At 67.4% G+C, this 21,327-nt stretch carries 17 protein-coding genes; 4 read left to right on the top strand and 13 right to left on the bottom strand.

Annotation, left to right across the window (positions count from 1 at the left end; translation table 11 throughout):
- Positions 1–123 precede the first annotated feature (123 nt).
- The 9 genes from RF701_RS07430 to RF701_RS07390 all read right to left on the bottom strand — a co-directional run bounded on the left by RF701_RS07430 (position 124) and on the right by RF701_RS07390 (position 10,808).
- Positions 124–387 (bottom strand): hypothetical protein, encoded by a 264-nt coding sequence (locus RF701_RS07430; RefSeq protein ID WP_210358186.1) that lies wholly within the window; start codon positions 385–387, stop codon positions 124–126.
- Entirely contained in the window at positions 384–743 is a 360-nt protein-coding gene (locus RF701_RS07425; RefSeq protein WP_308814564.1) for an SAM-dependent methyltransferase, read from the bottom strand. Before RF701_RS07425 ends, RF701_RS07430 begins: the two co-directional genes overlap by 4 nt.
- A 172-nt stretch (positions 744–915) precedes the next feature.
- Complete coding sequence (locus RF701_RS07420) at positions 916–1,179, bottom strand: hypothetical protein (RefSeq protein ID WP_210358185.1); 264 nt, start codon at positions 1,177–1,179, stop codon at positions 916–918.
- Between the two features lie 217 nt (positions 1,180–1,396).
- A complete protein-coding gene (locus RF701_RS07415; RefSeq protein WP_308814563.1) occupies positions 1,397–2,785 on the bottom strand; it encodes a glycoside hydrolase family 47 protein in 1,389 nt (462 codons plus the stop codon).
- A 189-nt stretch (positions 2,786–2,974) separates the two neighbouring features.
- Entirely contained in the window at positions 2,975–3,850 is an 876-nt protein-coding gene (locus RF701_RS07410) for an SDR family oxidoreductase (protein ID WP_308814562.1), read from the bottom strand.
- A gap of 184 nt (positions 3,851–4,034) precedes the next feature.
- Complete coding sequence (locus RF701_RS07405) at positions 4,035–5,930, bottom strand: glycoside hydrolase family 2 TIM barrel-domain containing protein (RefSeq protein WP_308814561.1); 1,896 nt, start codon at positions 5,928–5,930, stop codon at positions 4,035–4,037.
- A 17-nt stretch (positions 5,931–5,947) separates the two neighbouring features.
- Positions 5,948–7,117 carry a mannonate dehydratase gene (gene uxuA / locus RF701_RS07400; RefSeq protein WP_210358184.1) on the bottom strand — a complete coding sequence of 390 codons (1,170 nt, stop codon included), beginning with the start codon at positions 7,115–7,117 and terminating at the stop codon, positions 5,948–5,950.
- Between the two features lie 3 nt (positions 7,118–7,120).
- Complete coding sequence (locus RF701_RS07395) at positions 7,121–8,443, bottom strand: dienelactone hydrolase (RefSeq protein WP_308814560.1); 1,323 nt, start codon at positions 8,441–8,443, stop codon at positions 7,121–7,123.
- Between the two features lie 61 nt (positions 8,444–8,504).
- Positions 8,505–10,808: a TonB-dependent receptor gene (locus RF701_RS07390; RefSeq protein ID WP_308814559.1), complete on the bottom strand. Its 2,304-nt coding sequence runs from the start codon at positions 10,806–10,808 to the stop codon at positions 8,505–8,507.
- Between the two features lie 153 nt (positions 10,809–10,961).
- Here RF701_RS07390 and RF701_RS07385 point away from each other — a divergent pair, with 153 nt between their 5' ends.
- Positions 10,962–11,741 carry a FadR/GntR family transcriptional regulator gene (locus RF701_RS07385; RefSeq protein ID WP_308814558.1) on the top strand — a complete coding sequence of 260 codons (780 nt, stop codon included), beginning with the start codon at positions 10,962–10,964 and terminating at the stop codon, positions 11,739–11,741.
- Positions 11,742–11,873: 132 nt separating this feature from the next.
- Here RF701_RS07385 and RF701_RS07380 read toward each other — a convergent pair whose 3' ends face one another.
- The 4 genes from RF701_RS07380 to RF701_RS07365 are packed head-to-tail and all read right to left on the bottom strand — an operon-like array spanning position 11,874 to position 17,860.
- Positions 11,874–14,255 carry a TIM-barrel domain-containing protein gene (locus RF701_RS07380; protein WP_308814557.1) on the bottom strand — a complete coding sequence of 794 codons (2,382 nt, stop codon included), beginning with the start codon at positions 14,253–14,255 and terminating at the stop codon, positions 11,874–11,876.
- Positions 14,252–15,505: an MFS transporter gene (locus RF701_RS07375; RefSeq protein ID WP_308814556.1), complete on the bottom strand. Its 1,254-nt coding sequence runs from the start codon at positions 15,503–15,505 to the stop codon at positions 14,252–14,254. The genes RF701_RS07380 and RF701_RS07375 overlap by 4 nt, the downstream gene beginning before the upstream one ends.
- Positions 15,506–15,545: 40 nt before the next feature.
- On the bottom strand, positions 15,546–16,328 hold the full coding sequence (locus RF701_RS07370; protein WP_374758601.1) for a DeoR/GlpR family DNA-binding transcription regulator: 783 nt from the start codon (positions 16,326–16,328) through the stop codon (positions 15,546–15,548).
- Positions 16,325–17,860, bottom strand: a complete 1,536-nt coding sequence (locus tag RF701_RS07365; RefSeq protein WP_308814555.1) for a glycerol-3-phosphate dehydrogenase — start codon at positions 17,858–17,860, stop codon at positions 16,325–16,327. The genes RF701_RS07370 and RF701_RS07365 overlap by 4 nt, the downstream gene beginning before the upstream one ends.
- A gap of 55 nt (positions 17,861–17,915) precedes the next feature.
- On the opposite strand from RF701_RS07365, the gene glpK reads away from it, so the two are divergent.
- The 3 genes from glpK (at position 17,916) to RF701_RS07350 (ending at position 21,303) form a co-directional block, all read left to right on the top strand.
- On the top strand, positions 17,916–19,397 hold the full coding sequence (gene glpK, locus RF701_RS07360) for a glycerol kinase GlpK (RefSeq protein ID WP_308814554.1): 1,482 nt from the start codon (positions 17,916–17,918) through the stop codon (positions 19,395–19,397).
- A gap of 317 nt (positions 19,398–19,714) precedes the next feature.
- Positions 19,715–20,458, top strand: a complete 744-nt coding sequence (locus tag RF701_RS07355) for a hypothetical protein (protein WP_308814553.1) — start codon at positions 19,715–19,717, stop codon at positions 20,456–20,458.
- Positions 20,455–21,303, top strand: a complete 849-nt coding sequence (locus tag RF701_RS07350) for a metallophosphoesterase family protein (protein ID WP_308814552.1) — start codon at positions 20,455–20,457, stop codon at positions 21,301–21,303. The genes RF701_RS07355 and RF701_RS07350 overlap by 4 nt, the downstream gene beginning before the upstream one ends.
- Positions 21,304–21,327 lie beyond the last annotated feature (24 nt).

The following is a 21,327-nucleotide window of genomic DNA, read 5'->3' as shown; positions in this document are numbered from 1 at the left end:
GGAGCGTACGCCGCAGTCCGCCGCCGGAGACGACGTCGGCGCCAAAGCCGCTACCGGCGCGCCCTCAGCGCGGGGGACGCCTTTGCGATGGTCGAAGACCGTCGTGGACCGGAATCGTGCGGGTCAGTGTCCGAAGCCGTCTTCGCCCTGTCCGCGACGCCGGAGGCGTGCGCGGTGGACGACATCGGCGGTATGGCCGTGCCCGCGTCGCTCGGCGCGCAGCAACTGGCCGACGCGCTTGCCGTGGATCATCAACGGCAGACCGAGGAGCGCGAGCGGGAAGAAGATGATCATCGCAGGCGATCCGTCGAGCGCCAGGCACATCGCGCACGATGCCGACAGCAGCAAGAAACCGCCTGCCTTCCATTGGAGGTCGCGCCGGGTCATGCCGCCAGCACCTTCGTGCCGCGCGGGCGGCGCCCATCGATGATCCGGTCGCCCGCCGCGGCGAGGCTCGCGCGTAGCCCGGGATGATCGTCGCCGGGGCGGTCGCCATGCCACAGCACGATATCGGCGGGGGCATCCGCTTCGACCGCCATCGCCTCGATCACGTCGGCGACCTCGAACGAAAGTCCGATTGCCGGATCGCGGAGGCGGGCGGCAGCCGCGCGGGCGCGACCGATCAGCATCGGCGAGCCGTCGATGCCGCGCCCTTCGATGGCGGTGAAGCCAATCTCGCGGGCATAACGTACCGCCGCGATCAGCATCGTACCGCAGGCGCAGTCGGCATCGACGATGCGCACGGCGCAGCGATGCCGCAAGCGAATCCGTTTCAGCGCCGCGCAGATGTCGGCCCAGCGGGGATCTTCGGTCGCCCTGCGGCTTCCCGGCATTGTCGAGCGGCACGGCGCCGCGCGGGCCGAAGTATGACGCTTGACCGCGGTGGTCTTCGAATTGCTAGCCATCGGAGGGTTTTCAGGCGACAAGGGGGAGTGCGCGATCGACGCCGCGCTCTGCGACGAAGGCGATGGATGGCACCAGCGTCAGTGTCACGATCTCAAGGCGCGCGTCATAGGTCCGACGCGCCGCTTCGACGAAACGCCGCGCCGCGCCGCGCGACGCGAAATGGCCTTTCCACCGTTCGACGCTATCCTGCTCCAGCCAGCGACCCGCACTGTCCCGGCCGACGTCTAGGACCGCGCCGCGGCCGTCGGGCTCCGCCAAGGGTTTGGATGACATATCGCCTTCGAAACCTTCCATGATCGAGCGTCCAGCGCCCGCTCAGCCGAGGTACCGGCGGTGGCATAGTGCTTCGAGATCGATTCCCGGAAAGCGCATAGCGCGCTCATAGTGCTCACAACGGCTGGTCGCATTTCCGCAAAGGGGCGGTGTGCAGCCATCCAGCCATGCGGACGCGCCGAGCGGATCGTCGCGATGACCGCGATCGTGACCGGCCTTACGCCTGGTTGCGGCGCAGGCCCTTGAGGACGTTGCCCTCTGTCGACAGATAGTTGTCCGAATAGTCGAAGCGCGGCGTATCGGCGAACAGCAGATAATAATATTTCATCTGTTCGGACCACCAATAGCCTGGGCAATGATCGGCCTGTCGCTTGGGCGTCGCCGTCACGTCGGCCATGTCGGTGTAGCCATAGCGAGCCTTGTTCCACCGCTTCATCGCTTCATAGTGGCGCCGCCCGATCTCGCGCCAGCGTGGCTGCCGATCGATCAGCCATAATGTGAAGGCGGCATCGGCGAGTTCGGGGCGCAGCGCGTTGGTGACCTGGGTCGGCCGGGAGGTCGCATAGTCATAGCCTTCCGGCAGGATCCCGTAGCGCGCCTGCACCTTCGACCAGCTTTCGGTATAGGCGGCGCCCTGCCGGAGCGCGCCGCCCTGGCCGAGCAGGCCGCCATAGAAGGAGGCGAGCTCGTCCTGCTCGGTCGACACAACCGCGCCGGTCTCGAAGTCGACGTCGGCGAACCACAGTTCGTGGTTCTTCCAGACCTGCTGATGCTTGAGGATGGCGGCCGTGCACACATCGTACATGCGCTTGCACTCGGCATCGCCGAACAGCTGCCAGCTATCCCACAGATATTCGAAGAAGCTGTCGCAATAGGAGCCGATCGTTGCGGTGCGGGAGCGCCATGCGCCGCTCAGCACGTCGATCCTGGTCGCCACCAGATCGAGGGGGGAGCGCCGCTCGAAAACCGCAACCATCGCCTTGCGCGCGGCGGCGGCGTAGCGGGGATCGCCGGTCAGGCGGCTGAGCGTGCCCCATTCGGGCAGATAGGTCGCGACATCGGCAGGGCTGGTGACCGCTTCTCGCGGTACGCCGGTCCTGAGGTTGATGAAGCGGTAGGGCATGCCGGTCGGCGTTGCGAAGGCCGGCAGCAACCGATCCGCGAGATCGCGCGCCTTGGCGAGCAGCACGGCGTCACCGCACGCGAGATGGGCCGACAGCAGTCCGCCGACGAGACGGATCGACGTCTCGAATACCGATACCTCGCCATCCACATCCGCGTCGAAGTGGGATTTGACCCACGCAACGCCGTCCTCGAACCGCGAGTCGAGCCCCATTACCCAAAGGGTGTCGAGCGCCTCGATGAGGCTGAGCCCGAGATGATGCGTCTTGAGCGGGAAGCTCGAGAAGGTCCCGCTTACCGGCTTGATCTCGTCCCTGCCCCAGGCACGGTCGCGGTAGCAATCCCAGGCCCAGGCCATCTGCGCTTTGACGTCCTCAGCCAACGCATGCCATCGTGCGTCGTCCTTGGCGTGGGATGGATCCGATATCGTCGTGCCGGCAAGCGCGGTCGTAAAGCCGATGACGGCTCGCCTGGTGATCTGCACGCGGCCTCATCCTCGTTCGTTGGGACCTTCTGCGGAGGAATGCAGCCTGCTGCGCCCGGCGTCCAGCCTGAGCTGGTCGATCCAGGACCGTCGGAGTGACCGCTCGCGGGCGACGCGTCCGCCCGGCGGATGCATGTCCGACCCCGTCCTCCGCCGCGTCGGGCGATGGCCGAGGTCGCACATCCCCTGTCAGGACACGGGAACGCCGCCCGTAACCGCTATGACGTTGCCCGACATGTAGCTGCCTTCCGATGAGGCGAGCAGCACATAGGCGGGGGCAAGCTCGGCTGGCTGACCAGCACGTCCGACCGGCGTATCCTGTCCCAGCGTTTCCAGTTCGTGCGGCGACTTTGCGATCGGCTGGATCGGGGTCCAGATCGGGCCAGGCGCCACCGCATTCACGCGGATACCGTCGCCGGCCAGAAGGTTGGAGAGCCCCACCGTCAGGCTCGATATCGCACCCTTCGTGGCCGCGTAGACGATCATGGTCTTGCTTGCGACCTTCGCCTGCTCGCTCGTCGTGTTGATGATCGCGGATCCCGGCTTCATGTGCGGCGCGGCAGCCTTGGCGAGGCGGATCATGGCGAAGACGTTGGCGGCGAAGGCCCCTTGCATCTCGTCATCGTCGATGCTGTCCAACCCGTCGTTGATGGTCTGAGCGGCGGCGTTGTTGACCAGGATGTCGAGGCGCCCGAACGCGTTGACGGTGCGCTCGACGAGGCTTGCGCAATGGTCCCGGTCGCGGATGTCTCCCGGCAGCAGAAGGCAATGCCTGCCGGCTTCCTCGATCCAGACCCGGGTCTCCTCGGCATCCGCCTGCTCATCGGCGAGGTAGGATATGGCGACATCCGCACCCTCTCGCGCATAGGCGATCGCCACGGCTCGGCCGATGCCGGAGTCCCCGCCGGTGATCAGCGCCACCTTGTCCTTGAGCAAGCCTTTGCCGACATAGCTGTGCTCGCCATGGTCAGGCTTGGTTCGCATTTCTGTGGTCAGGCCGGGCCGGGGCTGTTGAGGCTCGTCGGGAAAACGCGTCGGGCGACTGGTCTGTGGATCGTCGGTCATGTCAGTTCCTGCTGATGGCGTGCAGGGAACGGCTGACGAGGATTAACTTTCCGGCGAAGGCGGTAGCGCGATCAAATCGCAGCTTTCCGCACCGCGCCGCCATGGCGCCCGAAGAGGTGGGGCAATCCATGAGGCGGTTGGCAGAAAGGGCGAGGGAGCCTTGGTGCTCGCGCTGAACGCCCGCTTATCGTCGTCCGCGTCGTGCGTAATAATCGGCGAGCACGCCGAACGCCTCCTTGTGCTGGCCGGTTTCTGAGATGAGGCCCTTGCGGTTCCAGCCCTGCTGGAAATCGGGGTTCTGCCGCCGCGGCGACCGGAAATCCTTGAGGATCCAGGGCGACATGCCACGCAGCGTCGGAATGCGATCCGCCATCGCCAGTGTCTGACGATAATATTCGGCCTGATATTCCTCGCTGAATTTCTGCATATGCGCCGCGTCGTGGAATCCTGCCTTCGCGTCGGCGCCGAATTCCGAGAATATGAGCGGCTTGTCGGCGGGAACACGCCACTCGCTACTTGGCAGATCCGTCAGCCGATCCGGTGAATACCAGCCGTTGTAGGTGTTGATCGCGAGCACATCCAGCTTCGCCGCGAGCGGATCGGCCATCGTCATGACGGGGTGCGTCGAGTTCCGGTCCCGTTCGACCAACAGTGCGGCGCTGACCAGGCGGGTATCGTCCAGCCGCCGTGCGTCGTCCACCAGCGTCGTCAGAAAGCTGTTGCGGGCCGGCGTGACCGGCGTCTCGTTGGCGACCGACCAGATCGCGATCGACGCGCGGTTGCGGTCGCGCAGGATGTTTTCCGCGAGCATGTTGCGGGCGGTCGCCAGCGTTTCGGGGTTCGACCATGCGACGCGCCAATAGACCGGCACCTCACTCCAGACGATCAGGCCAAGCTCATCGGCGGCGCGCGTCATCACCTCGCTGTGCGGGTAATGGGCGAGGCGCACGAAATTGCCGTTCAGCCCGTCGCGTACCTCGCCGAGCAGCAAGCGCGCCGCGGCCGGCGTCATCGCGCGGGTGGGATCGGTCCCGATCTCTTCCTCATGGAGCGAAATGCCGCGCAGGAACAGCGGCCGTCCGTTCAACACGATGTCGCTGCCGCGGACCTCGATGGTGCGGAAACCGATGCGGTCGCGCCACACGTCGTCACCGGCGCTCAGCGTGACGTCATAGAGTTTGGGCGTTTCGGGCGCCCAGCGCCGGAGCCCGCGCGGCACCGCGATGTCGCCGTGGAAATGCCCCTGCGCATCGGCGCGCCCAGTCAGCATCAGGCGAAGCTCGGGAATGCGCAACGTCACCGCGCGGTTCGCGGCGTCCGGGCCGTCGAGCTTCGCGTCGACCGCGATGCGGTTGCTGCGGGTCAGCCGCACCCACGCGTCGTCGACATAGGTCGCGGCGGTGTGCACCAGTCGCACGGGGCGCGTGATGCCGCCGTAATTCTCCCAATCGGTGACGGGCGGCGGCACCGTCGTGTCGGTGGCCTGGGAATCCACGCCGATCGTGATCTGATTGTCGCCGTCTCGCAGCAACTGCGTCACCTCGAAGGCGAAGGGCGTGAAGCCGCCCTCATGTCGCCCCACCGGCTTCCCGTTCAGATAGACGTATGTCGCGTAATTGGCCGCGCCGAGCCGGATGAAGTAGCGTCCGCTACGCTGGGCCGGCGCGGGAAAGGTGCGCTGGTACCACATCAGCCCCTGATAATACCGCAGTTCCGGCGCCTCGGTGAGCCAGGAGGAGGGCAGGGTGGTGATGGGCGAATGGACTAGGTCAACCTCGTAGAGCACCCGGTTGTCGGCTGCCATTTCGCGTCGAACATCCGCTTCGCTGTACCGCTGTTGGCCGCGATCGGGCATCTCGCCGTGGAAACCGGCAAGGCCCGAGCGGAAGGGATCGATCGAATAATGCCAGGGGCCGGAGAGATCGGTGCCGTCGCGCAGATCGGCGCTGGTCAGCAGTGGCTGCGTCGCCGCGGTCGCAAGCGGTAGCGGCACGACGGGCGGCCGCTCCTGCGCCTTGAGCAAAGTTGCCGGCATTGCGGCAAGCGCAACAAAGCTTCCCAGCAGCGTGCGTCGTTCCATGCGCGTCTCTCCCTGTGCTAGCCGTCGAATGCGGCCGCTATGCCGCGTTCCAGTCCCCGCAGCTCGGCAAGCCCGCGCATCCGCCCGAGCAAGGAATAGCCCGGGTTCGTCTGCCGCGAGAGGTCGTCGAGCATCTGATGGCCGTGATCGGGCCGTACCGGGATGCTTCGCCTCTCGCGGCGCTGCAGCGCGACGACGGCGCGCATCACTTCGGCCATGCGTGCGTCGCCCTCCAGGTGTCCGGCCTCGTGGAACGTGTCGTTCGCCTCGCGCTGAACCGAGCGAAGGTGGAGGAAACCGATCCGCGTGCCCAGCCGATCGACCATGCCCGGCAGATCGTTGTCGGGGCGCACGCCGAACGAGCCGGTGCACAGGCACAGCCCGTTGGCCACGCTCGGCACCCTGGCGAACAGATCTGCGACGTCGGCCTCCGTGCTGACGACGCGCGGCAGGCCGAAGATCGGGAAGGGCGGATCGTCGGGATGGACGACGAGGCGGATTCCGTGCGCCTCGGCGACGGGGCAGACGGCCTCGAGAAAGGCGACGTGGTTCGCCCGCAGCCGCGCCGCATCGATCCCGGCATAGGTGCCGATCGCGGCCAGGAAGTCGGTGTCGGTGAAACTCTCCTCGCTGCCCGGCAGACCGGCGATGATCGTGCGGGACAGAAGGCGTCGCGCGTCATCGTCCATCGCCGCGTAACGGCGCGCGGCGCCCTCCACCATCGCGGGCGTATAATCGTCCGCCGCGCCAGGGCGGGCGAGGATATGAATGTCGTAGGCGGCGACCGCCTCCAACTCGAAGCGCAGCGCGCGCGCGCCGTCGGGCAGTTCCCAGGCGAGGTCGGTGCGCGTCCAGTCGAGCAACGGCATGAAATTGTAGGTGACGACGTCGACTCCGCCCGCCGCCAGATTTTCGAGACTGACCCGATAATTGTCGATCAGGCGGTCCCAGTCCGGGCCGCGCCGTTTGATATCCTCGTGCACGGGCAGGCTCTCGACGACGGTCCAGCCGAGACCGGCGGCCTCGATCTGCGCGCGGCGCGCGCGGATCGCCTCCAGCGTCCAGATCGCGCCATTGGCAACGTCGTGCAGCGCGGTGACGACTTCGCTGGCACCGGATTGACGAATAGCCTGCAGCGGAACCGGATCGTTCGGCCCAAACCAGCGCATCGTCTGCGTCATGAACATCGGTTACTCGCTTTCCCGGCCGCTGGCGGGGGACAGAACTTCGAACGACATGCCGGCGCGCTTGCTAGGCTGAAACCCCTTCCAGATGGTCGAGGCTGGCGCGCCGGGACTGTAGCCGGCGTAGCGCCCGCCCGGCGCCGCCGCCCACATACCCATGTTCGAATCCGTCGTCAGCCCGTCGATATAGGCGGCTTTTGCGACGTCGCCCTTCACGTAACGATCGAGAAACGCGGTGACGAAGTGCAGCTGGACGGCGATCAGGCGGTCCTTGCGCCACACGCCGTCCTCGAACCAATCCTTGTCCCAAAAGGTGTGAGTCATGCTGGGAGGCGCACCGATCAGCGCGATACTGTGCGCGGCTTCGCGAAACGTCAGCAGGTAGCGACGCGTATGCGCCGCCTCTTTGAACAGCGTACGCACGCCGGGATCGTAGCCGACGACGTGATCCTGACTGCCGACGATGAACAGGGTCGGTGCGGTGATCGCGGTCATGCCGCCGTCCGCCCACAGCGGCAGATCGCGCAATGCGCGCGGCGGGGAAATGGAGACCACAGCCTTCAGATTCGCGACCTTCAGCTCCCCGGCGCGCTGCCCTCCGGAGACGAACGGGGTCAACACGCCGCGTGTCGCGGGGGCCAGTTGCGGTGCGAGCCGCCCGCCCGCCGCCGCGAGCACGCCATAACCGCCCATCGAATAGCCGACGAGGGCGATCCGTTCAGGATCGGCGACGGCGAGGGGACCCTCTCCGGCGCGAGCCCGGCGCTGTGCCTCCGCAGCGACGAAGGAGATATCCAGCGGGCGACGCGCGAGCGGCCCTGCCAGCGAGGCGAGCGTGCGCAGGGATATCGCGGGATCGGCGAAGGCGGGCGCGACGACGACATAGCCCTTGCTCGCCAGGTTCTCGCCCAGCCACGACATCACCTCGGGCGTATTGCTGGCGCCGTGCGCGAGCACGACGAGCGGGAAACGGCCCTTTGCGGCCGGCAGTCCCGGGGTCGCCAAGCCCGGGACGTCGAACGCGATCGGCTGCGCATCCTCGCCGGGCAGGGCGGTATGGTAGGTCGTGCCGGCGCCGGCTGCGGCCGCCGGATACCAGATCTTGACGGTCAGCCGTCGGTCCGCCGCGACCGGGGCGGACCCATCGGGCAGCGGATAGAGCTGCCCCGTCTGGACGAGCGTCATGTCGGTGACGCCGATCGGATAAGAGCCCAATGCGGCAAGTTCGGGCGCGTCCACGCCTGGTCGTGCCGGTGCGTCGGCCGCGGCGGCCCCCATCGATGCCATCGCAAGGCCCGCGGCCGCGACCGTCCTGATCCATCGTTTCACGGACCATTTCCCTTCGTGACAGGCCCGCCCGCCCGCGCGGCGGCACGCGCATGCCATATGCTCAGAAGTTCAGGCCGACGCGCAGACCGCCGTAGCGTCGGAAATCGCGCGGCAGTACGGCCTGCGTCGCGATATTTCCGCCGAAATTGCCGGCCGTGTTCACGAGCGATCCGTAATATTGCTTGTCGAACACGTTGTTGACGAACGCGACGACTTCCCAGCGGCGATCCTCGTCACGCACGCCCAGGCCGACGTTGACGATGTGATAGGCGGGCTGGAACGTCTCCGGATCCCTCGCCTGGAAGAACAGGCTGCTTTGATATTGCCAGTTGAATTGTGCGACCCCGCGCAGGTGGCCACCGAGCGATGGCGAATAATCGCCGCTGATGTTGAATTTCCACTCCGGTGCCTGGACGGCGCGCGTGCCCGTCAGGTTCTGGCGCGCCGGAGTACCGGTGCATCCCAGCGCCGCGGTCTGCAGCGGATAGCATTGCGCGACGGGGAAGTCGGTGTAGGTCGCATCGAGATAGGTGACCGCGCCGTTCAGGCTGAGGTCTTGCACCACCCGCAGCGAGCTTTCGAGCTCGATGCCCCGGGTACGAAGGCGTCCGACGTTGGTCAGGCGGAAGTTGGACGTGCCGTCCGCCAGCGTCTCGATCGTCTGTGCCTGGAGGTCGCGGTAGCTGGTGTCGAACAGCGTCAGGTTCAGCGTCAACCGCCGGTCGAAAAGCTGGCTGCGGATACCCAGTTCCTTGTCGCGCGACCGTTCCGGGCGGATCGGACCGGCGGCGGCGCGGTTCTGGTTGAAGCCTGTCGTCAGGTCGTAGGTCTGGCCTTTGTAGCCGGTGGCGTAGGTGAAGAACGCGTTGACGTCGGGTGTGAAGTCGTAACGCGCGCTCAGGCGATAGGTCGCGGCCGTGTCCTCGGCGCTGCCGCTGTAGAAGGTGTTCGCGAGATTGTCGCGGAAGCTGTAGGATACCCGCTCGTTCTGGACGCGCCCGCCGCCGGTCAGGGTCAGGCCATCGACGACGGTCCAGTCGGCCTGGGCAAAGCCCGCAACCTGGCGCGAGCGCGCGGTCGCATACCAATTCGCGAGCGAGAAGGACGGTCCGCGGAAAAACGGCCGCTCGAAGTGCGTGCTCGCCGCATAGGCACCGAGCGTGTAGCGGAATGGCAGTTCGCTAGGCGACTGCAGCCGCAGTTCCTCCGTGATCTGCTGCGACTTGAACTGTCCGACCTGGATATTCGCCCCCTGCGGCGCGGTCGACGCGGTGTCGTCGTGATCGAGGTAATCGTAGAGGTGGAACTTGTCGTAGGATGTGATCGAGATGAGGTTCATCGATCCCAGGCCGAGCTCGCCCCGGATATAGCCGCCCCCGCCTTGGTATTTGGTGCGAGAGTCGTAGTTGTTGGCGATGTCCTGGTTGTCCGGACCGACGACGACACCGGGCAGCACCACCGCGGGGGTCAGCGCCGCGATGCCGCGCAGCCGTGCGTTGGGACCAAAGCGCAGGAAGGGACGACCGACGTCGGTATTGCCGTTGATGTAATTGCCGGAGATCGTCAGCGAGGCGTTATCCGTCGGCGTCCAGCGCAATTTGCCGCGCAGGTTGATCGACTCGCGGCCGTTGACGGTCTTGTCATTGACGAGGTTGTGAACGTTGCCGTCCCAGTAATTGTAGGCGGCCGACAGGACATAGCCCAGGTTCTCGGCAGCCGGTCCCGACACGCTGAAATTCGCGCCACGCTCCTGATCGGTCGTCACCAGTGCATTGGCGTGCACGCGCAACGTGTCCGTCGGATCGCGCGTGATGAGGTTGACCAGTCCGGCGGACGCCGACTTGCCGTAAAGCGTGCTCTGCGGGCCGCGCAACACCTCGATCCGCTCGACGTCGGGCAAGTCGGTGAAGGCGCGTGCCTGGAACGCCAACGGAACCTCGTCGACCAGCACCGCAACGCTCGACTCCACGCCGATACCGAAGGCGAAGGTGCCGACGCCGCGCAGCGAGATGTTCGAATTCTGCGGCTGCTCGGCCGGGCGCACGACCAGCGAGGGTGCGATCTTGCCGATGTCGGTGAAATTGCGCACGCCCGCGCTCGCGAGCTGGGCCGGTGCGATCACCGAGACGGCGAGCGGCACCTTCTGGATATTCTCTTCCCGCTTGTTGGCGGTGACGATGATGTCGTCGGTGTTGACGGGGTCGGAGGCGACCTCCGCGGCTGACCCGGTCTGGTCGGACGTGGTCTGGTTGCGCTGCGGCGTTTGCATCGCCGTCTGCTCCGCGTTCTGTGCGAAAGCCGGCTGCGCGGCGCCCATGATCGCGGCGGCAAGCGCCCAACGGCACACGGTGTTTGCAAGACCCATCTGGCCCCTCCCATCTGATGAGCGGGTACGATGCGTGTCGGACCCATTGCCGACATCGCTACATATTGGTCAGGCCAAATGCAAGCGCTATTCCGATCAATAGGTCAGACGCACATGTTGCTGGCCATGGCGGGTGCTGGTAGCTGTGCGATCATGAACCTCTCTCCTCCAGCGCTCGGGCCGGTCGGCGATGGCCGCAAATTGTACCAGCAGGTCGCCAGCGCGGTTGCCGAGTCGATCCGCCGCGGGGATTTCAGGCCGGGGCAGCGCATCCCATCGGAGCGGGAACTTGCCGACGAGTACAAGGTCAGCCGCCCGACGATCCGAGAGGCGATGATCGCGCTGGAAGTGCTGGGGGTCGTGCGCTCGCGGCAGGGGTCGGGCATCTTCGTCAGCGATACGCCGCCCGGCGATGTACCAATGATCGGGCTCGACATCGGCGCGTTCGAGCTCACCGAGGCGCGTCGCCTGTTCGAAGGCGAGGCAGCGGCGCTGGCCGCCATCAGCATCGATGACGCGCAGCTGGCGCAGCTCGAAACGCTCATCGAAAGCATGGAGCGCGAGAACCGCGAACGCGTGAGCGGCGAACATGCCGACCGCGAATTCCATCTCACGATCGCGCGCGCGACGCGCAACTCCGCGGTGGTCGACGTCGTCGAGTCATTGTGGGACGCCCGCTACCGCTCGCCCCTGTGCAAGCACATGCTTGACCGCGCGCGCAGCGTCGGCGTGCAACCGCGGATCGACGAGCATCAGGATATTCTGGTCGCGTTGCGCCAGCGCGATCCGCAGGCGGCGCGCCGCGCCATGCGCGACCACCTCGGGCGCGTCATCGAGGGGCTGCTCCACGCCACCGAGACCGACGCACTCGAACGCGCCCGCGCGGAGGTAGAGGAAAAACGCTCCGATCTCGCGCGGCGTGTCGCGATCTAGGGTGCTATCCAGCGAGGCTGGATCGGAGCGGCATCGGAGCGGCGCCGGCCTTCATCTCCCCATCAGGTCGCCCACACCGCGGATCCTGGATGGAGCAGGGGTGGGGGCCGCTTCACGGGCGTAGGTCAGACGCTAGACGCGCACGATCACGCCTCGGCGGCCGCCGACTTCGGCGGGCTCACCGTTCTCGACCTCTATCTCGCGCGTGTCCCCCCGCGGCAGCAGCAGAGTGATGGCGCGGTCCTGCGGCGTGCCGTCGCAGCCGACGGACAGGCGCACGCGCGCGGCGTCAGCCTCGCCGGCGACGGTCCACCGCCATGGTGCGCCATGCCCGTCGCCCTCGTCCTCCAACGCGTCCATGTGAAAGGCGCCCGTTCGCGGCGGATACAGCCACATCCCGCGCCGCATCGGCTCGGGCCGCCAGCCGCCCGCGGCGAGGTCGACGAGCATCGCCGATCCGACGCGCGCGAGCAGCACCGGCGGGCCGTAAAGCGGCGCCGCCAACCGCGCCGTTTCTCCGCCGCGGACCGTCCGGCCGGTCCACACGTCGATCCAGTCCGCGCCGACGGGCGGCCGGACCTCGCGCTCGCCGGCGCCCTCCTCGACGACCAGCGGCACGAGCAGGTTGGGGCCGAGCAAATGGTCGTCGCTCTCCGCCCAGGCTTGCACGTCGTCGGGAAAGTCCAGCCACGTCGGGCGCACCATCGGCGCATAGTCGTGGTGGTAGCGCAGCAGAAGGTCGTACAGGAAGGGCACGAGCGTCTGGCGCAGCGCGAGCAGGCGACGGATCGCGGGCGTCGCCTGCGGATACATCCAGGGCTCGTTGACGGTGCGGTCGTCGTTCCAGCTGTGGATCGAGAAGCGCGGCATCAGCACGCCCGCCTGCACCCAGCGCACGAGCAGTTCCAGCGATGGCGCGGGTCCGGAGAAGCCGCCGACGTCATCGCCGCTGTTCGATACACCCGACAGCGCAAGGCCGATTGCCTGACGGGCATTGTAGCGTAGCGACTTCCACGCGGTGCGATTGTCGCCGCTCCACGTCTGCGCGTAGCGCTGCAACCCGGCCATACCAGAGCGGGTGACGACATAGGGTCGCTGATCGGGCCGCGCCTCGACCTGGGCGCGGCGCGAGGCGCGCGTCATCAGCAAGGGCATCACTGGACGCATCGCCGCTGCGGGCCGTGGCGCACCAAAGCCTGCCAGTCGCGCGCGCGCGTCCCACAATTCATATTCGTTGTTGTCGTTCCAGGTCGCGACGATGCCGTGGTCCAAGAGCGCGGACTTGACCTGCGCACGCCACCAGTCGCCGGCGGCCGGGTTGGTGAAGTCGATGTAGCTGCCCACCTCGTCCCAGAATTGCGCTTCGACCGGATTGCCGTCGGCATCGTTCACGAACAATCCGGCGGCGGCGACCTCGTCATAGCGCGGATGGCTGCGAAGCAGCGCAGGCTTGACATTGGGCACGAGCCGTACGCCCGCATCGGCATAGCTGGCGACGAACGCTGCCGGATCGGGAAATTTGTCGCGGTTCCAGTGGAAGACGTAGCGCCTGTCGCCGATCGACGTATAGCCCGACGACAGGTGAAACGACGTCGCGCCGATGTCGTGCTCGTCCAGCTTGTCGAGAAAACCGGCCATCTGTGCGGCCGCGTCGGGCGCGTCGGTGTAGGTCATCGTCGAACCGGAATAGCCGAGCGACCAGCGCGGCATCAGCGCCGGGCGGCCGGTCAGCCAGGTGAAGCGCCGCGTCACCGCCAGCGGATTCGGCCCGGCGATCATCCACAGGTCCACGTCGCCGAGTTCCGCCACGACGTGCCGATAGAGCCCATGATAATTGTCGAGTTCGCGCCCCAGGTCGAGCGCGATATCGGCGCTGCTGTCGAAGAATTCGCCGTGGCAGCGACCGTCGGGATCGGCGACGAGCAGATAAGGGATCGACTTGTACAGCGGGTCGCTGGTCTCCGCGTCGAACCCCATCGGATCGACGTTGGTCAGCCGGAACGAGCGGCCAGCCCGGTCGCAGTCGCCCGTCCGGTCACCGAGCCCGTAGAAGCGCTCGCCCGGGCGCCGCGCGAGATAGTGATGCGCGCGTCCGTCCCACCAGCCAAAATCGTAGGCCTGCGTCGGGCGATCCTGCGCCATCAGCCGCCACGTGTCGCCCTCGCACTGGTCCCAGCGGCACTGCAGACCGTGCAACGTGATCGTCACGCGCAGCCGCGACGTCGAAACACGAAGAATGCCATCGTGCTCGACGACGCTGAAATCGGGGCAGGCGAAGCCGCTCACGTCCATCCGGTCGCGGCCCGGCTCTGCGATATCGTTCGCGCCGGGCGCGATCGCCCAGCTCGGCGGACTGGTGACCGTGCCGTCGGCCAAAAGGAGCAGCCGCGCTATATCCTCCTCCAGCACGAACAGATGCGCGATCGCGCCGGTATCGGCTGTGAGCGTCAGCCGGCCAGGCGCACGTTCCGAGACGGCGAAGAGCGGCGGGTTGGAGAGCATGGCGCGTCTCATCGGGCTTCCTTGGCGCGGGAGAGAATGGGAAGGCAGGCGATCAGCACGACCGCTCCCACGATGTCGAACAGCGACAGCGCGGCGAAAAGCGGCGCATAGCCGGTGACGTCGGCGAGCTGTCCGATCAGCAGCGAGAATATCAGGCCGCCCGTCCATCCGGCCTGGCCGATGAAGCCGTTCGCCTTGCCGACCTCCTCGGGCCGGAAGACGTCCGCGGACAGCGTGTTGATCAGCACCGAGATCATCTGGTGCGCAAAGCCGCCGATGCTGAACAGCGCGATCGCGGTGAAGGGGCTCTGCACCCAGCCAATGAACCCCGGCGCGATCATCAGCAGCGCTCCGGCGGTCACGCCGGCGACGCGCGAGGCGACCAGCGACAGCTTCGCCCGGTTCATCAGCAACGGCGACAGATACCCGCCGATCACACCGCCGAAATCGGCCGCCAGGAACGGCAACCAGGCGAACACCGCGATCTGTTTCAGGTCCATGCCGCGTTCGGTGGCGAGGTAGAGGGGGATCCAGAAGCTGAACGTCTGCCACGCGGGCTCCGCCAGGAAACGGGGTATGGCCAGTGCCCAGAAGCGACCGCTGCGCAGTATCTGGCGCGTGCTCGCCGGCTCGATCGGCGGCGGCCGGTCGGCGGCGATCAGCGCGGCTTCCTCGGCCGTGATCGCAGGGTGCGCGGCCGGGCTGCGGTAGAAGCGCCACCACATCGCGGCCCAGATCAGCCCGACCGCTCCGGTGACGACGAAGGCGATCCGCCAATTCGCCCAGAGCGACACCGCGACGACCACGGGCGGCGCGATCAGCGCGCCCAGCGATGTGCCGGCGTTGAACCAGCCGACCGCGACGGAGCGCTGACGCGCGGGAAACCATTCCGCGATCGCCTTTATCCCCGACGGGACCGCAGCCGATTCGGTGAACCCCAGCAGGCCGCGGAAGAAGGCAAGCCCGAGCCAGCCGGCCGCGAGCGCGTGCAGCATGTTGGTCAGCGACCAGGCAAGCCCGAACAGCGCGAAGCCGGCGCGCAAGCCGATGCGGTCGACGATCGCGCCCGCAATCGGCTGGCCGATGGTGTACGCAAGCTGGAATGCCCCGACCACGTAGCTGTATTGCTGCGTGGTCATTGCCAGCGTCGTCTTCAGCTGGGGCGCGAGAACGCCCAGCGAGTTGCGCGCCAGGTAATTGGCGATGGTGCCGAAGCAGATGAGGCCAACGATCCACCAGCGCAGATTGACGATCCGCCGCATCACCCTCTCCCCGATCCGTACGACCAATTGGTATGGCCAGTTATATCGTCTGTGTCACCTTCACCCCGGCTGCGGCACACGCTGCGGCGATTTCGGCATCGTCGAGCCTGTCGGTCACCAAATGGTCGATCCGACCCAGGCCGGCGATGCGTACCGGTGCGGGCCGGCCGAACTTGGTGCGATCGACCGCCAGGATCGTGGTTCGTGCCTGTTCGATGATGCGTTGTGAGACGCGCACTTCGTCTATGTCGAAATCGAGCAAGGTGCCGTCCTGGTCGATCGCGGACGCGCCGATCAGCGCGTAATCGACCTTGAACCCGCCGATGAAATCCATCGCCAGCGCACCGACGACCGCGCCGTCGCTCGGCCGGACGCGGCCGCCGGCCACGACCACCTCGATCGTCGGGCGCGCCGCGAGGATCGAGACGACGTTGAGGTTGTTCGTGACCACCAGCAGATTGCGGTGATCGACGAGCGCGCGCGCGATCGCCTCGGTCGTCGTGCCGATGTTGATGAACAGGCTGGCACCGTTGGGCACGAGCGCGGCCGCGGCGCGGCCGATCGCCGCCTTCGCCTCCGTCGCGATGGCGCCGCGCGCCTCGCGATCGAGATTGTCGACGCCGGAGGTGATGACCGCGCCGCCGTGGACGCGGGACAACATCGCGCGTTCGGCCAGGAGGTTGAGGTCGCGCCGGATCGTCTGGGGCGTGACGCCCAGCTCGCTCGCCAATGTGTCGACCGCGACGCTACCCGTCCGTCGCGCCGCGGCGAGGATCGCCGCGTGACGCCGCGCGACCGCTTCCGGCAGCCCCTCGGCGATCATGCCGCTGCGCCTGCGCCGGTCGCGTTCGCGAGATACGCATCGACCCGCGCGGCCGTGCCGGCGGGAACGTGCAGGCCGAGCTTACTGCGACGGTAGAGAATGTCCTCCGCCGTCCGGGCCCATTCGCGCGTGCGCAGGTGGTCGACTTCGCGCGTCGTCAGCCCGCCGCCCAGGTCTTCGCCCAGATCCGCCAGCGACGCGCCCGCCGGCACGAGCGTCGCGGCGTCCGTGCCATAGGCGCGCACAAGCCGTCGCAACAGGGCGGCGGGAATGGCGGGACGCGCCTGCGCCAGCTCGGCCAGATACGCGTCGAATTCCACGAAGTCGCCGCCGGGCAGCGTTGCGCCCGCTGTCCAGGCACCGGTCGCCGCCGGGAAGAAGCGCGTGAGTTGTGCCATCGCATGCTCGGCGAGCTTGCGATACGTCGTTATCTTGCCGCCGAAAATGCTCAGCATCGGCGGCGCTCCGTCTGGAGCGTCGAGATCGAGCACATAGTCGCGCGTCACCGCGGAGGCGTTCGCCGCCTTGTCGTCATAGAGCGGGCGGATGCCGGCATAGCTCCAAACGACATCGTCCGCCGCTACCGCGCGCGCGAAATAGCGGTTGACCGTGTCGAGTAGATAGCGCGTCTCGTCCGCGCTGATTTCCGCCCGTCCGGGCGCACCCGTCCATGGCTCGTCGGTGGTGCCGACCAGCGAGAATTCGCCTTCGTAGGGGATCACGAAAACGATACGGCGGTCGGGATTCTGCAGCATGAAGGCGTGATCGCCCTCGTACAGCCTTGGCAGCACCAGGTGGCTGCCCTTGATCAACCGCACGGCACGGTCGTTGCGGCTGTTGCCGGCGCGCTGCAGTACATCCGCCACCCATGGGCCGCCAGCGTTCACCAGGACACGCGCGTGCACTTCGGATGTGCCGTGACCTGCCGCGCCGTCGTCCTCGCTTTCGATCGTGGCGATCCAATGCTCGCCCTCCCGGCGGGCGCTGACGAGCCGCGTCCGCGTGCGCACGATCGCGCCCCGCTCCGCCGCGTCGCGCGCGTTGAGCACGACGAGCCGGCTGTCCTCGACCCAGCAGTCCGAATAGACGAAGGCCTTGCCCGCGCGGGGCGCGAGGCCCGCGCCGCATGCCGACCGCTCCAGCGCGATCGTCTCTGTACCCGGCAGCCGCTTGCGGCCGCCGAGATGGTCGTAGAGGAACAGCCCAAGCCGCACCATCCAGGCCGGACGCGGCGATTGGGTCTGTGGCAGCACGAAGCGCAGCGGCCAGATGATGTGCGGTGCCATGCCCCAAAGCCGCTCGCGCTCGATCAGCGCCTCGCGCACCAGCCGAAACTCGCCAAATTCCAGATAGCGCAGACCGCCGTGGATCAGCTTCGTGGAGGCGGAAGATGTGTGGTTGGCGAGGTCGTCCTGCTCGACCAGCATCACCGACAGCCCCCGGCCCGCGGCATCGCGAGCGATCCCGGCGCCGTTGATCCCGCCTCCGACGATCAGCAGATCGATCTTCGTTTCCGCGCTCATATCGAACATATTGACGCGCAAATGAAAACAATCAACAACCAAATCGAACATGGAGAGGCATTCGATGGCAACGCACATCCTGGCGATCGATCAAGGTACCACCTCGACGCGCAGCGTGGTGTTCGATGCCGCCGCGCGGCGCGTGGCCACCGCGCAAACCGAGTTCGCGCAGCATTATCCCGAGCCGGGGTGGGTGGAGCATGACCCCGAGGACATCTGGCGCGACGTGTTGGCGACCGCGCGTGAGGCGATCGACAAGGCGGGCCTTTCCCCGGCTGACATCGCCGCGATCGGCATCACCAACCAGCGCGAGACCACGGTGGTCTGGGACCGCAAGAGCGGCGCGCCGCTTCACAACGCCATCGTGTGGCAGGATCGCCGCACCGCATCCGTCTGCGCCAAGCTAAAGGCATCGGGCGCCGAGGATGACGTGCGCGCACGGACCGGCTTGCTGCTCGATCCGTATTTCTCCGCGACCAAGATCGGTTGGATCCTCGACCATGTCCCCGGCGCGCGCGAGCGCGCGGCGCGCGGCGAGCTGGCCTTCGGGACGATCGACAGCTTCCTGCTGTTTCGCCTGACCGGGGGGGCGGTGCATGCGACCGACGTCACCAACGCGTCGCGGACGTTGCTCTGGAACATCCACGAAAACCGCTGGGACGAGACGCTTTGCGCGCTGTTCGACATTTCGGTCGCGATGCTGCCCGAGGTCCACGACAATGCCCATTGTTTCGGCAGGACCGCGCCGGGTCTGTTCGACGCCGCCATTCCGATCACGGGCATAGCCGGCGACCAGCAGGCGGCGCTGTTCGGACAGGCGTGTTTCGCGCCCGGCACCGCAAAGTCGACCTACGGCACTGGCTGCTTTCTGTTGCTCAACACCGGTGAGTCGGCGATCACGTCCGAACACCGGCTGCTGACCACGCCAGCGTATCGGCTGAACGGCCGCACCACCTATGCGCTCGAAGGTTCGATCTTCGTCGCGGGCGCCGCGATCAAATGGTTGCGCGACGGCATCGGCGTCATCACCCATGCGCGCGAAACCAATGACATGGCTACCCAAGTCCCCGACAGCCATGGCGTGTACATGGTTCCGGCGTTCGTCGGGCTCGGAGCGCCGCACTGGGAGCCGGAGGCGCGGGGCGCGATCTTCGGACTCACGCTCGGCGCAACGCAGGCGCATCTCGCGCGCGCCGCGCTCGAGGCCGTCGGCTATCAGACGCTCGACTTGGTGACCACGATGGTCAGCGACGGCGGCACGAAGCCGGCCATGCTCCGCGTCGACGGCGGCATGGCGGCGAACGACTGGCTGTGCCGCTTCCTCGCCGACCTGCTCGAGGTGCCCGTGGAGCGCCCGGATGACCTCGAGACGACCGCGCGGGGCGCGGCGTTTCACGCAGGCCTCGCGGTCGGGCTGTGGTCCGGACTCGACGAATTGGAGCGGCTGTGGGCGCGCGAGGCGTGCTTCGAGCCGGCGATGGAAGCCGATCACCGCGAGCGTTTGGTGGCGGGCTGGCAGGATGCACTGTCACGGGTGCTCCGCTAGAATCTGATCCAGGTGCGTGGAAGCGGTGCCGGCCCTCACCCCCACCCGGCCGCCCATCCAGTATATGCTGCGTGGGCGGCCGGGTGGGGGTGGGGGCCGGCACCGCGCCGATCCAGCTTTGCTGGATCGCACATCAGACCACCACGCTGCTCCCTTATCCCCCACGCCGGTCGGTGCCCGCGCGCGTTGTCCCACGCCGCGCGCGATAAGACGTTGCGAGCGTGTTCAGCCGCAATACAATGTGTGCGGGCAATGGCTTACGGGGAGGATGATTGGCGATGTCGCATAGCGTTCGAACCGAAACCGTGGCGGCGGACATGGACCGCATCTTTCAGCCGCTCGCTGGGGTGACGGCGGGCCGCTATCCGTCGCCCAACCCCGTCGCCCGTCGAGAGCGGCGACGATCGCGCTGGTGGCTGCTGACCCTGCCGCCTTTGGTGGTCGCTGCCGGCACGGCTCTGGGCCTTACCGCCATCCGCGAAGGCTGGCAGCCGCCGGTTGCCGCGCTCCGCTCCGCGGCGCCTACTGCTCCTCAAAAACGGGCAATCGACCAAGCGGCGCCTGCCGGCGCGCGCGTGACGGACGCGCCGACCGCCGTCGCGCCCGCTCCGCTGCCGGATACCGGCGTCGCCGTTGGTTCAGGCGGCACCGACGATGCGCAAGGGGCCGTCCCGCGGGACGACCGCACGCAGCCGGCCGCGGCCGATCTGCCGCGCGCAGCCCGTCAGCCGGTGCGGCAGATCGACCGCGCGCCTGGGATCGCGACGGCGCGCGCTCCCGACGGGGGCCGCGGCGGTGGCGGGCGTGCCAGCGACTCCGGCTGCGCGCCGAACAGTCCGGAAAACCGCTGCATCTACCAGGACGTCCTCGACGCGCATGGCCGCCTGTATCGCGCGTACGAGCGCGCCCGGGTGCGCGGTGTGAGCAATCGCGACCTCACGATCATCGCGCGACGCTGGCGCGAGGCGCGCAATCGGGCGGACGACGATCCGGACGGCGCGATCCGCCGCTACAACCAGCTGGCCGATCAGCTCGACGATCTTACGGAATCCGTGCCATGACGGGAGCCGCCGTGTCCGCGCTGCCGCGCGCCGACATCACCTGGATCACCGATCATCCTCCATCGGCCCGAGCGGCGACGACCGACGGCAGGATGGTCTATGCGATCGGCGATATCCATGGCTGCTACACGCAACTGGTTGCGCTGATCGAGGAGATCGTCGCCGACATCGCGCGCACGGGCGAGGGCCGGTCGGCATCGCTCATCTTCATGGGCGATTATGTCGATCGCGGGGCGGACTCGGCGAAGGTGCTCGATGCCCTGGTATGGATGAAGCGGCAGGCGCCGTTCGACGTTGTCTTCCTGCGGGGCAACCACGAGGCGATGTTGCTGCAGTTCCTCGAGCGGCCCAACCGGGCGCTGCCCTGGTTGGAGCACGACGGGATCGGCACGCTCGCCTCCTATGGCGTGGCAGCGGGGCCGGAGGACGATTGTTTCCAACTGCGCGATCGTCTGCTCGATGCCATGCCGGCGGCGCATCTGGAGCTGCTGCGTGGCCTGCCGGTGCGGGTGATCCGCGGCACCTATGTCTTCGTCCATGCCGGCTTGAGGCCCGGCGTCGCGCTGGCACGGCAAAGCGACGAAGACTGCCTGTGGATCCGCGACGAATTCCTGCGCAGGGATTGCCGGTTCGAAAAGATCGTCGTGCACGGCCATAGCTGGCGGTCCGAGTTGCCCGAGGTCACCGACCATCGGATCGGGATCGATACGGGCGTCTATGCGACCGGCGTCCTCACGGCCGTGCGGCTGGACGGCGCCGAGATCGCGTTCGTACAGGCGCGGCTGGATCCCGATCGTGACGCGGCTGCGAACCGCGCGCCATCCGCGGACGGCATGGGGTCGTGAGACCCGCGGCCAGCGTGAAGGGCG

The organism is Sphingomonas sp. GV3, assembly GCF_031082075.1.
GTDB lineage: Bacteria > Pseudomonadota > Alphaproteobacteria > Sphingomonadales > Sphingomonadaceae > Sphingomonas > Sphingomonas beigongshangi.
Note: the sequence above shows the minus strand (reverse complement) of the source record. Positions and strands in the feature narration are given on the sequence as shown.

Coding starts and splice junctions, on each gene's coding strand:
- RF701_RS07430 (WP_210358186.1), bottom strand. CDS start 387: ATGACCCGGCGCGACCTCCAATGGAAGGCAGGCGGTTTCTTGCTGCTG.
- RF701_RS07420 (WP_210358185.1), bottom strand. CDS start 1,179: ATGTCATCCAAACCCTTGGCGGAGCCCGACGGCCGCGGCGCGGTCCTA.
- RF701_RS07410 (WP_308814562.1), bottom strand. CDS start 3,850: ATGACCGACGATCCACAGACCAGTCGCCCGACGCGTTTTCCCGACGAG.
- RF701_RS07405 (WP_308814561.1), bottom strand. CDS start 5,930: ATGGAACGACGCACGCTGCTGGGAAGCTTTGTTGCGCTTGCCGCAATG.
- uxuA (WP_210358184.1), bottom strand. CDS start 7,117: ATGTTCATGACGCAGACGATGCGCTGGTTTGGGCCGAACGATCCGGTT.
- RF701_RS07390 (WP_308814559.1), bottom strand. CDS start 10,808: ATGGGTCTTGCAAACACCGTGTGCCGTTGGGCGCTTGCCGCCGCGATC.
- RF701_RS07385 (WP_308814558.1), top strand. CDS start 10,962: ATGAACCTCTCTCCTCCAGCGCTCGGGCCGGTCGGCGATGGCCGCAAA.
- RF701_RS07380 (WP_308814557.1), bottom strand. CDS start 14,255: ATGAGACGCGCCATGCTCTCCAACCCGCCGCTCTTCGCCGTCTCGGAA.
- RF701_RS07375 (WP_308814556.1), bottom strand. CDS start 15,505: ATGCGGCGGATCGTCAATCTGCGCTGGTGGATCGTTGGCCTCATCTGC.
- RF701_RS07370 (WP_374758601.1), bottom strand. CDS start 16,328: ATGATCGCCGAGGGGCTGCCGGAAGCGGTCGCGCGGCGTCACGCGGCG.
- RF701_RS07365 (WP_308814555.1), bottom strand. CDS start 17,860: ATGTTCGATATGAGCGCGGAAACGAAGATCGATCTGCTGATCGTCGGA.
- glpK (WP_308814554.1), top strand. CDS start 17,916: ATGGCAACGCACATCCTGGCGATCGATCAAGGTACCACCTCGACGCGC.
- RF701_RS07355 (WP_308814553.1), top strand. CDS start 19,715: ATGGACCGCATCTTTCAGCCGCTCGCTGGGGTGACGGCGGGCCGCTAT.
- RF701_RS07350 (WP_308814552.1), top strand. CDS start 20,455: ATGACGGGAGCCGCCGTGTCCGCGCTGCCGCGCGCCGACATCACCTGG.